We start from the raw sequence: 12,158 nt of genomic DNA on the forward strand, positions 1-12,158 counted from the left end.
AGCGTGCCCACGTCTTCTTCGATTTCAGTGAGAGATGGTGGGCACGGCGCAAGCGCGCCTTTGCCCACCCTACGATTTCGAGCTGCCAGCATTTCTGCGGAAACCCCTCACCCCAACGCTCTCCCCGTAAGAACGGGGAGAGAGAGAAGATGCAGCGTCGCACTTCGCGCACTGTCTCGTGCCCCGGACGCGGCGCAGCGCTTCTTCAGCGCTGCGCCGCTGAGCCGGGGCCCATCTGGCTACGAGCTACGCCTGTGGCTTCTGGATCCCGGCTCGCGCTTCGCGCGTCCGGGACACGAGAGCGAGGCCATGTTTTCGACGTGTGGCTGTGCTAATGAGCCGCCATGCTCGACACCGTCCAACATCATGCGCAGCCGCAAGCCGGCGTGCCGCAAAGCCGTCTCGCTGACGAGTTTGTTGAGACGCTGCGCCTCGCCGTGCCGATGATGCTGACGCAACTCGGGCAGATCGCGATGATCACGACCGATCTCGCGATGATCGGCCACCTCGGCGAGAGCGCAGTGGCCGCGGCGGCGCTGGCGCATACGGTCTATTTCGTCAGTTTCACCTTCGGGCTCGGACTGATGTCCGCGGTGTCGCCGCTGGCCGCGCAGGCGTTCGGCGCCGGCGACGTCAGACGCATCCGCCGCTCCCTGCGCGTCGGGCTATGGGCCGCGCTCTTGATATCGCTGCCGATGATGGCCTCGCCGCTCTATGGCGAGCAGATCCTGCTGGCGCTCGGACAAGTGCCACAAGCCGCCGCGCTGGCGCAGCGCTACCTGAACGGCCTCGCTTGGGGCATTGCACCTGCGCTCGGCTTCATCGCGCTGCGCGGCATGATGAGCGCGGTGAACCGGCCGCAGGCGCCACTGTGGATCACGCTGGCGGCGATCCCGGTGAATGCCGCGCTGGTCTACGCCCTGATCCACGGCCTGTTCGGCCTGCCGGAGCTCGGCCTGTTCGGCGCCGGGCTTGGGACCACGCTGGTCAACCTCGGCACCTTCGTCGCCGCACTCGCTATCGCCGCATGGCGAAAGCCGTTCGCGACCTATCATCCGCTCGCCCATCTCTGGCGGATCGACTGGCCGCTGATGCGTCAGCTCGTCGCGGTCGGCGCGCCGATTTCGTTCTCTCTGTTGCTGGAATACGGCCTGTTCTCATCGGCGGCGCTGCTGATGGGCTTGATCTCGACCACCGCGATTGCCGCGCATCAGATCGCGCTCCAGGTCACCGCCGTGCTGTTCATGGTGCCGCTCGGCATCGGCATGGCTGCGACGGTGCGGGTCGGTCATGCCTTCGGCCGCCGTGATCCGGCGGCGGTGAAGCGCGCAGGGCTCGCCGCAGCCGTGCTCGGTGTCGCGCTGGTCTCCGCGCTGACGATCGCCATCGTCATCGGTCGCTACCAGCTCGGCCGGCTGTTTTTCGGCGACAGCAGCGAAAGTGCGGCCACCGTCGAACTGACGGGGACGCTGCTCCTGATCGGCGCCACCTTCTTCATCGCCGACGGCCTGCAGACCATCATGGGCGGCGCGCTGCGCGGCATCAACGACACCAGGATGACACTGCTGTTCGCGGCGATCGGCTATTGGGGCGTTGCCTTTCCCATAGGCTGGATGCTCGCGTTCCACGCAGAGCTGGGCGCGATCGGCGTCTGGATCGGATTCTCGATCGGCTCGTTCGTCTATGCCGCCCTGCTGATCTTACGCTTCCGAATGCTGGCGCGCAAACTGGCTGCCTGAGGCTTTCCACTCGGTCGCAGATGGGAACGGAGCCGGCCCGATGACGCTGTCCGTCGACCTCTTCTACTCCTACCGCAGTCCGTTCAGCTATCTGGCACTGCCCAAGACGCTGAAGCTCGTCGAAGAGTACGACCTCGCGGTGAATTTGCGGCCGGTCTACCCGCTCGCCGTCCGCGTGCCCGGATTCTTCAAGAAGGCCAGCCCGAACTTCATTCGCTACGTGGTGCTCGACAGCACGCGCGTGGCGCAGCACGAGGGCATTCCGTTCCGCTTTCCGAGACCCGATCCGATCGTGCAGGACAAGACGACGTTCGATGTCGCGGCCGAGCAGCCTTACATTCATCGCCTGACCCGGCTGGGCGCGATGGCGCAGCTCGAGGGACGCTCGCTCGCATTCACGAGCCGTTCTTCGGCCAGGACCGTATCGATCTGCTGCTCTGGCGCATGCAGGGCAAGGGGCTGACGAAGCGGTAGCTTACTCCGCCACCCGCGCGGACTTGTTGCTCGACGCCTCCGACCATTCGCCGACGACGCGGTCGAGGTCGCACAGATTCTGGTGCATCTGCTCCAGGGAGAAGCCGAGCGCGAAGAAGCGCTCGGCGGTGTCGCCGGGCTGGCCGCGAATCAGGCCGTCCTGGCGGACGGCGGCAACCGCCTCGGCGTAATGCTGGAGCGCGACGTGGACGGGATGGATCGGCGGCGCGCCGGCGCCTTCGCGCAAGGCCGCGGCGGCCGAACGCAGGAAACGCGCGATCACGATCGAGACTTCCGTCAGCGGGCCCGATAGTCGCGTCTGCACCTCGATCGGCAGTGGCACGACGGTCGCCCGGCCAATCATCACGACGTCATGGCGCAGCCGCAGGATCGTTCGCAGCAACGGGCCGGTGTCCGGGCCGCTCGACAGGCGCGCGGCGCGCTCGCGCTCGGCTTCGGAGCCGATCGCATTGAGGCTGACCATGGCCGTGCCGATGCCGTCCTGGATCCGGTGCAGCGCGTCGTTGTCGCGGCCGCGCGTCAGGCCCGCGAGCAGCTCGGTGAAGGCATCGGCGATCAATTCGAGCAGCGTCGCCGCGCTGGCGCGGATCTGCCGCACCGCCCGCGAGGGCAGCACCAGGAACGAGACCAGCAGACCCGTGACGGCGCCGACCGCGACCTCGCTGACCCGATCGATCGCCGAGGTCATGGGATCGGAGTGATGCATGGTCGGAACCAGGAGCACGATCACGGCGGTGACCGTGGCCGCGCTGAGGCTCGGATTGATCGCAGCGATGAAGGCGAGCGGAGCGACCGACAGCACGAGCAGGCCGAGAAGGCCGGCTTCGCTGGAATAGGGGATCAGGATCGCAATGGCGCCGCCATAGACGGCGCCGCCGATGGTGCCGAGCATGTAGTCGCGCGTCGCCTTCAGCGAGCGGCCAACGCTCATCTGGGTCACGATCAGCGAGGTCAGCACCGCCCAGAGCGGCAGCAACAGATGCAGGGCGGTCGCGATCGCATAGGCCGCGGTCGCGGCCACCGTGACCCGGATCGCGAGCCCCAGCTGCGTGCGACGCGACCGGATCCGGTCGAACACCTTCCCTGCGAATGCCATGCTCGACTATCCCGATCCTCAAGCGCCAAAGCAAAAGCATAGCTGATGCCCGCCGCCGCAAGGCCGCTTGAAAGGCCAAATCAGCCCGCCTAACTTGCCCGCCAAAACGAGGAAACACGATGGCCCACGAAACCGCAACGCTCGCCGCCTACGTCTTCAATCTGAAATACCAGGATATTCCGGCGGAGGTGCTGGAGCGCGCCAAGGTGCTGACGCTGGACTTCCTCGGCAGCGCGATCCGGGCACGGCGAGAGGCGGAATCGACCCCGTCGATGCTAAGGATGCTGGAGGCGCTCGCGCTCGACGCCAAGGGCGAATCCACCGTGTTCGGCGATGCCAAGACCTGGACGCCGGCAGTGGCGGCGCTGCTCAACGGCGCGCTGGGACATTCGCTCGATTTCGACGACACCCACGCCGATTCCTCACTGCATCCGAGCGCACCGGTGGTGCCGGCCGCCTTCGCCGTCGGCGAGATGGTGGGTGCCTCCGGGCGCGAGGTGCTGACCGCGATCGTTGCGGGCTATGAGGTCTGCTGCCGGCTCGGCAATGCGCTCGACCCGACCTCGCATTATGCGCGCGGCTTCCATCCAACCGCGACCGCCGGCACCTATGGCGCGGCCGCCGCGGCCGGCAAGCTGTTCGGCCTCTCCGAGCCACAGCTCATCGCCGCCTTCGGCGTCTCCGGCAGCCAGGCCGCGGGCTCGCTGCAGTTTCTGGTCAACGGTGCCTGGAACAAGCGCTACCAGGTCGGCGCGGCCGCGATGAACGGCGTGATCGCCGCGACGCTGGCGCGCAACGATTTCGTCGGCGCAACGGAATCGGTCGAGGGCAAGCACGGCCTGCTTGCCGGCTATACCGACGATGCGCATCCGGACAAGGCGGTGGCCGAGCTTGGCAAGACCTATGAGACGATGAAGATCGGCGTCAAGCCCTATCCGAGCTGCCGCTATACCCATGCCGCCATCGATGCGCTGATCGCGATGCGGCGCGAGCACAATCTGACGCCCGACCAGGTCAAGCGCGTCGAGATCGGCCTGCACCGCAACGGCATCACGCTGACCGGCGATGCCGCCACGAAGCGCCATCCGCGCTCGATCGTCGGCGGCCAGTTCTCGATGTTCTTCACCGGCGCGCTCGCGCTCGACCAGGGCTCGTTCGGCTGGGACGATTACAACCGCCTCGGCGATGCCGCGATCGACGCGCTCGCCGACAAGTTCGACGTGGTGCAGGACGACCGCCTCGAGATCGGCCGCACCCATCCGTTCGGCGCGCGCGTGAGCATCACCACCGACGACGGCGTGCATGAGCGGCTCTATGCTGATCCCTCGGGAGAGCCGACCTCGTTCCCGGACACGCAGGCGATGCAGCAGAAATTCCTGACGCTGGCCCGCCCGGTGCTGAACGCCCGTGCGGAGAAATTCGCCGATGCGATCATGACGCTGGAGCGATTCGACCGCGTGGCGCAGGCAACCGAGCTGGGGCGGCAATAGCTCGAGCGAGCGTCCGCGCTGCCCACCCTCCCATGGAGGGGAGGATCGGCACGCGATCGAGCAAAGCGAGATTGCGTGACGGGGTGGGGTGATCTCTCCACTCGGCAGTGTTCGTCGCGGAGAGACTGTCACCCCACCCCGCTCGCGCTTTGCGCGATCGACCCTCCCCCTCCAGGGGCAGGGTAAGACGCAGCTCACTTCGCCCCCGCCAGCTTCCCCTTCTCGCGCGTTGCGGCCACCACATCCCGCACCAGATCGAACACGCCGTCTGCTTCCGGCGGCCAGTTCGGCGAGCGGCCCATTCGCACGATGACCAGGCGCTCCGAAGGAATCACGATGGTGTATTGCCCGATCGTGCCCTTGGCGAAGAAGGCATCGCGCGGCCAGCCGTGCGCGACACGAAACTTCGCGCCGAAGCTGTCGCCTTGATTGGTCCAGAAGCCGGCGCCGATGCCGACCCAGGCATTCGGTGTCGCCGTGGCCGAGTAGTTCACCCAGCCCTCCGGCAGGATGCGCTTGCCGCCGGCGACGCCGTCATTGAGGTAGAGCTGGCCGAAGCGCGCCCAGTCGCGCGCGGATGCGAGCATTTCGCCGGAGCCCTCGATCGTGCCGGCACCGTCGAGCTGAAGCGTGACGTTGGCCATGCCGAGCGGCGCGAACAATTCGCGGCGCGCGAAGCGGAGCGCATCGGCAGGCTTACCGCCGACGGCGTTGCGGATCAGATGCGCGAGGATGAGAAAATTGCCGTCGTGATAATTCCACATCGTGCCGGGCGCGGTCGCGGGCGGCGCGCGCTCGGCAAAGGTCGCCATGTCGTCTTCCACGTATTTCATGGTGTTGACCGGCTCGAGCGTGGAGCCGAGCGAGGCCTGCAATGAGCTCCCAAGCGCGATGCCGGCGGTGTGACGCAGCAACTGGTCGACGGTGATGGCGTGACGCGGATCATCAGGATCTTGCCAGGCGGCGATGGGCGCGGGCCCGTGCAGCCTCAACTTGCCCTGGCGCACCAGAATGCCTGTCAGCGCCGAGGTCACCGACTTCGTCATGGAGAAGCCGAGCAGCTGCGTCTCCGGGCCGATGCCATCGGCATAGCGCTCGGCAATGATGCGGCCGGCCTTCATGACGACGATCGCACGGGTGTGGCGATAGGGCGGCTGCGCGGGCTCGGCAAAGGCGCGGTCGAGCGCGGCTGCCAGGCCCTCGCTTTGCGGCGGCACGATCGCAGGGCCGGCAATATCCGGGAGAGCCGCGGGCTGCTTGTCGTCGGCGGGCAGCGCGACGTCAGCGATCCCCTGGCCATGGTCGAGCGCGCAGCCGAGCCCTTCGCGATAGACGGCGTGGCTGCGGCCGATCCCGAACAGTGTCACCGTAACGTCCTTGCGCACACGATCGACCTGAAGATTCATCGCCCAGGTCAACAGACCCGCACCCGGCATCGCATCGGCGGTCTCGGCAAGGTCGCGCTTGGGATCGAGGCCGGAGACGAACGTCTCGGAGCAGAGCGTGTCGGCGATGAAGCCGGCGGCAACCTTGGGCACGTCACGCGCCCGCGCCGCGCCGAGCGCGAGGCCGGCGCAGGCGATGGCGGTGGTGAGGAGGACGATCTTACGGCGACGGGTCACGGGCTTTCTCCGGCTGCGGGGCGAGTGCGGGAGAGCAGGCCAGACGCGGGCGATACGCGCTTGCCGGATTTGAAAAACGACCTCGTCGAAACTGATCGGGACTAGTCGATTTCGGAATTCTCACGTGATTTCAAAGATCTAACACCTAGGCTGCATCGGCCTTGAGCCGTCGGTACTCCGTCGGCGTCACGCCCGTCACCGCCTTGAAGGCTCGGTTGAACGGACCCAGCGACTGGAAGCCGGAATCCATCGCGATGGTGATGACGGGAACCTCGACCTGGGCGGGATCCGCCAGCGCGGCCTTGGCTTCCTCGATGCGGTGATTGTTCAGGAACACATTGAAATTGCGATAGCCGAGCCGCTGGTTGATCAACCGGCGCAGCCGGTATTCCGGAATTTTCAGCCGGCCCGCCAGCACGCCGATGGTGATGTTCTCCTGGCGGTAGATCCGCTCGTCCGCCATCAGCCTCATTAAAGCGTCGATGAGTTTTCGATCGGCGGCGTCATCGGCCGCAGGCCGAGTGAAAACGTCAGGCGGTGCGGGCTCCGCCACGGCCGGAAACAGATCGGCGCCATCAACGCGCATCATGGCATAGACGATCGCCGCGACGGTGCAGGCGAGCACGCCGGCATTGATGGTTTCGGCGCCGTCGCTGACGTGGTGGCCGGCGACCGCGATCTGCAGCACCGCGTTCAGCCCGCCATAGAGCGCGGTTGCGCAGACGACGAAGACACGAGCGCGGCGGCGGCGCTCGACCAGGTCGGCCGGCCAGGAGGCGATCGTCTGCCCGACCGCAAGCGCGATGAAACCGAGCACGATCAGATTGACCACCGTCACCGAGAACCGCACATGGCCGCTGGGTGCAATCCAGACGCAGCCTGCGAAGCTGAAGGCCGTCACCAGCGCCCAGATCAATCCGTGCCACCAGCGCAGGCAAAATTCATCGTCGAACAGGGAGCGTGCGAACAGCCAGAACACCACGATGTCGCCGGTCGACAATGCGATCAGCGGTGCATGCCAGAGCGGGATCGGCGACGTGACATCCACCGAATAGCTCACCGCATGCGCGGCCGAGCCCAGCGCAAAGGCTACGCCGAGGCGGGCTGCCAGCACGTTGCGGTAGTCGTGCAACAATGACGCCGCCAGCACCAGCAGCAGCGCGACGCTGGCGGCACGAAAGGCAAGTTCGGTTGCGGCAAGGGTCATCGGGCGATGCGATCGGTCGCGGTTGAAATCAACCGAACATCGTTTGTTGAGCCGGCTTTTTCAAGGACCATCCGCATGCGAGCGTTAGCGCGCCTTGGCCGGCGATGACAGCGGAGTATGTAGCCGGCCTTCGCGACGACACTACAAAATCCTGCTACCATTAGGATCGCTAAAATGCAGAAGGAGCCCACCATGAGCTGGCAGCCCTCCAACGATCCAGTGCTCGGCGATCCCAAGTCCTGCGATGCGCTCGATCTCGTCATCGTGCCGCGCACGCGCGACCTCGGTGATGGATTCGCGGTACGGCGCGCGCTGCCGCACGGCAGGCGGCAGATGGTCGGGCCGTTCATCTTTTTCGACCATTTCGGCCCCGTCCAGTTCGTCTCCGGCAAAGGCATGGACGTGCGGCCGCATCCGCATATCGGGCTTGCCACCGTCACCTATCTGTTCGACGGCGCGATCATGCATCGCGACAGCGAAGGCAACGTCCAGGAGATCCAGCCCGGCGCGATGAACCTCATGACCGCCGGGCGCGGCATCGCCCATTCCGAGCGCACGCCGGACGCGCAGCGCGCCTCGGGCCAGAAGATGCTGGGCCTGCAAAGCTGGATCGCACTGCCGGCCGGATCGGAAGAGATCGCGCCGTCGTTCCAGCATTATGCGGCGGGCGACCTGCCGATGATCTCCGAGCGCGATTTCACCGCGCGGGTGATCGCGGGATCCTCGTTCGGCATCACCTCGCCGGTCACGATGGTCTCGCCCTGGTTCTATACCGAGGTCACAGCCGTCGCCGGCGCGAGCGTGCCGCTCGACCCCGATCATGAGGAGCGCGCGATCTACCTGGTTGACGGCGAGGTCGAGATCGCGAACGAACGTTACGAGGGGCCGCGGCTCCTGATCTTCCGTCCCGGCGATCGCATCACCGTGAAGACGCTCAAGGCGACACGGATGATGTTTCTCGGCGGCGATGCGCTGGAGGGCCCGCGCCACATCTGGTGGAATTTCGTCTCCTCCAGCAAGGAGCGGATCGAGCAGGCCAAGCAGGACTGGAAAACCGGCCGCTTCGCCGCAGTTCCGCAGGAACATGAGTTCATTCCGCTGCCGGAATAGGCTATCCCGGTTTCCGGCCGTGCCATCCGGGGCGGCCGGAATTCTTGCCTGAAGGCCTGCCTGCGAAAGCTTTGCCGATGACCACCATGCTCTCCAGCGACCTGCCCCTGCCCAAGATCGGACGCGGCAAGGTGCGCGATATTTACGCCGTCGACGACGACCGCCTGTTGCTCGTCACCACCGACCGCATCAGCGCCTTCGACGTCGTCATGGGCGAGACCATCCCGATGAAGGGCGCGGTGCTGACGCAAATCAGCGCGTTCTGGTTCAATGAGCTCGAGGGCGTGGTGCCGCATCACATGATCAGCGCCGATACCGACGAGATCGTTGCGGCCGTGCCGGCGTTGAGACCGCATCGCGCCGAGATCCTCGGCCGCGCCATGCTGTGCAAGCGGACCACCGTGTTCCCGATCGAGTGCGTGATCCGCGGCTATCTCTCGGGCTCCGCCTGGAAGGAATATGCCGCGAGCGGCACGCTGGCGGGCGAGAAGCTGAAGGCGGACCTGGTCGAAAGCGAGAAGCTCAAGCCTGCGATCTTCAGCCCGGCAACCAAGGCCGAGAGCGGCCATGACGAGAACATCACGATCGCGGAGATGCGCTCGGTGGTCGGCGACGAGGTCGCCTACACGCTGGAGAGCATGACGCGCGCGATCTACACGCTCGGCGAGGAACTCGCCCGCGAGCAGGGCATCATCATCGCCGACACCAAGTTCGAGTTCGGCCGCGACAAGGACGGCCGCATCATCCTGATCGACGAAGTCATGACCCCGGATTCCTCGCGATTCTGGGCGGTCGATGCCTACAAGCCCGGCCAGCCGCAGGCGAGCTTCGACAAGCAGCCCTTGCGCGACTATCTCGACGTCGAACGCCGCGCCGGCCGCTGGAACGGCGACGCCCCCCCGCCGCCGCTGCCCGCGAGCGTGGTCGAGGCGACCAGCAAGCGGTATCTGGAAGCGTATCGGCGCGTGACGGGGAAAGAGCTGAAGATTTAGGTTGCGTGAAGACCGTAGTCGTCTACGACGGACTTTTCAGGGGCGAGCGCGGCGGCGTGACCGATCCAGCAATTATTTTCAATCCGGCTCATCGTTTCAGTCCGGCCGTCAAGCGTGCGCTGAACGATATATTGGGCGGAAGTGCCGCCAGCGTCCTGACCGTCACTTTCGGGCTGTCCTATTCGCTGCTGATCTTCGCAGGTCCCCTGTCGCCCTATTTGTCCTACGGAATTGCGGCGACCTTCATCAGCTCTGCGGTGCTTGCGGCGGTCATCGCGCTCGGCAGCTCCCTGCCCTTCGCGATTGCGGCGCCCGACAGCTCGACCGCCGCGGTGACGGGCATTCTGGCTGCCTCGCTGGTCGAACGGATCGTGGCGGCCGATCCGTCGGCGCCCCTGCTCTCGCCGGTCCTGATCACGCTCGGCCTGTCGACGGTGCTGACTGGCGTCGTGCTGTGCGGATTGGGCCTGACGCGGATGGGCCGCGCCATCCGCTACGTGCCCTATCCCGTGGTCGGCGGCTTCCTCGGCGCGACCGGCCTTCTCATCGTCTTGGGCGCGATCCGGGTGATCACCGATCATCCCGTGCAGTTCGCGACGCTGACGCGCCTCGCGAGCGGCATCGCGCTGTCGGAGCTGGGCGCCGCCTGCGCCATGGCGCTGGTGCTGTACCTGACCTGGCACCGCTCGCGCAGCCCGTTCGGGCTGCCGGTCATCCTGGTCGGCGGCGTGCTCACGGCGCATCTGGCGTTCTGGATCACGGGCCTCCCGCTCGCCGAGGCCCGCGCCCTGGGCTGGACCTTCCAGCCGCCGCCGCAGGCCGCCTTCATGGTGCCTTGGCACGCCGACGGCCTGATCCACTACCCCTGGTTCGCCGTGCCGGACCTGCTCGGCAATCTCGTCGCCGTCATCTTCGTCACCGCGTCCAGTACGCTGTTCAACACGACGGGAATCGAGGTGGCCGTGCATCGCGAGGCCAATCTCGAGCGGGAGCTCAACGTCACGGGCACCGCCAACATGCTGACCGGCGTGCTCGGCGGGTATGCCGGCTGCATCTCAGTCAGCCGTTCGGTGCTCAATTTCAGCAGCGGCGGCCGCGGCCGCCTGTCCGGGCTCACCGTCGCGGCGATGTCGCTGCTGATGCTCGCGATCGCGCCGGAGCTGCTCGGCTTCATCCCGAAATTCGTGCTCGGCGGCCTGCTGCTCTATCTCGGCGCCGACCAGCTGCACAAATGGATCATCGAATCGCGCAAGCGGCTTTCGAAGCTGGAATATCTCTCGCTGATCGCCATCATCGCGATCATCGTGGTCTGGGGCTTCGTCCCGGGCATCCTCATCGGCGTGATCATCGGCTGCGCGACCTTTGCGTTCAGCGCCGCGCGGGTCGAGTCGATCAAATACAGCTTCGACGGCTCGGAGTATCGTAGCTCCCTCGATCGCTCGCGCGACGACCAGGAGGTGCTTCAGGCCCATGGCGGCAAGATCCAGGGTCTGAACCTGCAGAGCTACCTGTTCTTCGGCTCCGCCAATCGACTCTATCAGCACGTCAAGCGGCTGCTCCAGGAGCGCCCGGAGTGCCGCTATCTGCTGTTCGACTTCAAGCTCGTCACCGGCGTCGACTCGTCGGCCGCCTACAGCTTTGCCCAGATCAAGCGCAGCGCCGCCGATCTCGGCGTCGAGCTGATCCTGGTGCATCTGTCGGCCGCGGCCGAGAAGGTGCTGCGCTCCAGCGATTTCATCGGCGAGGGCGTCACCATCGTTCCCGAGCTCGATCACGCGCTGGAATGGTGCGAGAACGAGATCATCTCGCAGCATCAGGGGCTGGCGCAGGAAGAAGCCAGCCTGCGCGACTGGTTCGCGGGGATTCTCGACAGCGAGGACGACGCCGACGCGCTGATCCGCCGCTGCCAGCGCATCGAGGTCACTGCCGGCGAGGTCATCGTGCAGGCCGGGGACCCCGCCGATTCCATGCACTTCATTCTCGATGGCCGCGTCGGCATCATGGTCCCCGCTGAGGACGACCGCACGACGCGCGTGCGCAGCCTCGGCCGTTACACCACCATCGGCGAGATGGGCCTCGTGTCACACGCCCCGCGCAGCGCGACCATCCAGGCCGAAGTCGACAGCGTGCTCTACGTGCTCAACACGCACCAGTTCGACGCGATCAAAGCCGAGGATCCCGCGCTGAGCCACAAGCTGCTGACGTACTTCGTGTCGGTCATGGCCGAGCGGCTGACATTTGCGAACCGAACGATCGCGGTGCTGAGGCGGTAGTTCGTAGCCTGGAGGGAGCGCAGCGCAATCCGGGATGTACCACATGGGGCGGAGGCCCCGGATTACGCTTCGCTCCATCCGGGCTACTGCCCTACGAAGCAAGCGTCGTCATTGCGAGGAGCTCTTGCGACGAA

General features: G+C 66.2%; 8 protein-coding genes and 1 pseudogene. 6 read left to right on the forward strand and 3 right to left on the reverse strand.

Translation table 11 applies throughout. The features are described from left to right. Nucleotides 1-344: 344 nt before the first annotated feature. Nucleotides 345-1,739 carry an MATE family efflux transporter gene (locus P6U29_RS00060; RefSeq protein WP_407115774.1) on the forward strand — a complete coding sequence of 465 codons (1,395 nt, stop codon included), beginning with the start codon at nucleotides 345-347 and terminating at the stop codon, nucleotides 1,737-1,739. Between the two features lie 40 nt (nucleotides 1,740-1,779). Next, nucleotides 1,780-2,213: pseudogene (locus tag P6U29_RS00065) on the forward strand (DsbA family protein). Nucleotide 2,214: 1 nt separating this feature from the next. On the opposite strand, the gene P6U29_RS00070 reads toward P6U29_RS00065, so the two are convergent. Next, the gene (locus P6U29_RS00070) at nucleotides 2,215-3,330 is read right to left on the reverse strand and encodes an FUSC family protein (RefSeq protein ID WP_407115775.1); all 1,116 of its coding nucleotides are present in this window, start codon (nucleotides 3,328-3,330) and stop codon (nucleotides 2,215-2,217) included. A 119-nt stretch (nucleotides 3,331-3,449) separates the two neighbouring features. Here P6U29_RS00070 and P6U29_RS00075 point away from each other — a divergent pair, with 119 nt between their 5' ends. Continuing rightward, nucleotides 3,450-4,820 carry an MmgE/PrpD family protein gene (locus P6U29_RS00075; RefSeq protein ID WP_407115776.1) on the forward strand — a complete coding sequence of 457 codons (1,371 nt, stop codon included), beginning with the start codon at nucleotides 3,450-3,452 and terminating at the stop codon, nucleotides 4,818-4,820. Between the two features lie 194 nt (nucleotides 4,821-5,014). Here the strand turns inward: P6U29_RS00075 and P6U29_RS00080 are convergent, their stop codons facing one another. Further along, a complete protein-coding gene (locus P6U29_RS00080; RefSeq protein ID WP_407115777.1) occupies nucleotides 5,015-6,442 on the reverse strand; it encodes a serine hydrolase domain-containing protein in 1,428 nt (475 codons plus the stop codon). A 145-nt stretch (nucleotides 6,443-6,587) separates the two neighbouring features. Next, nucleotides 6,588-7,649 carry a helix-turn-helix domain-containing protein gene (locus P6U29_RS00085; RefSeq protein WP_407115778.1) on the reverse strand — a complete coding sequence of 354 codons (1,062 nt, stop codon included), beginning with the start codon at nucleotides 7,647-7,649 and terminating at the stop codon, nucleotides 6,588-6,590. A 192-nt stretch (nucleotides 7,650-7,841) separates the two neighbouring features. On the opposite strand from P6U29_RS00085, the gene P6U29_RS00090 reads away from it, so the two are divergent. The 3 genes from P6U29_RS00090 (at nucleotide 7,842) to P6U29_RS00100 (ending at nucleotide 12,024) form a co-directional block, all read left to right on the forward strand. Then, entirely contained in the window at nucleotides 7,842-8,759 is a 918-nt protein-coding gene (locus P6U29_RS00090) for a pirin family protein (protein WP_407119569.1), read from the forward strand. 77 nt (nucleotides 8,760-8,836) lie between these two features. Then, nucleotides 8,837-9,751, forward strand: a complete 915-nt coding sequence (locus P6U29_RS00095) for a phosphoribosylaminoimidazolesuccinocarboxamide synthase (protein WP_407115779.1) — start codon at nucleotides 8,837-8,839, stop codon at nucleotides 9,749-9,751. Between the two features lie 56 nt (nucleotides 9,752-9,807). Beyond that, nucleotides 9,808-12,024 carry a SulP family inorganic anion transporter gene (locus tag P6U29_RS00100; RefSeq protein ID WP_407119570.1) on the forward strand — a complete coding sequence of 739 codons (2,217 nt, stop codon included), beginning with the start codon at nucleotides 9,808-9,810 and terminating at the stop codon, nucleotides 12,022-12,024. Nucleotides 12,025-12,158 lie beyond the last annotated feature (134 nt).

This window comes from Bradyrhizobium sp. LMG 9283, assembly GCF_045571415.1.
GTDB lineage: Bacteria > Pseudomonadota > Alphaproteobacteria > Rhizobiales > Xanthobacteraceae > Bradyrhizobium.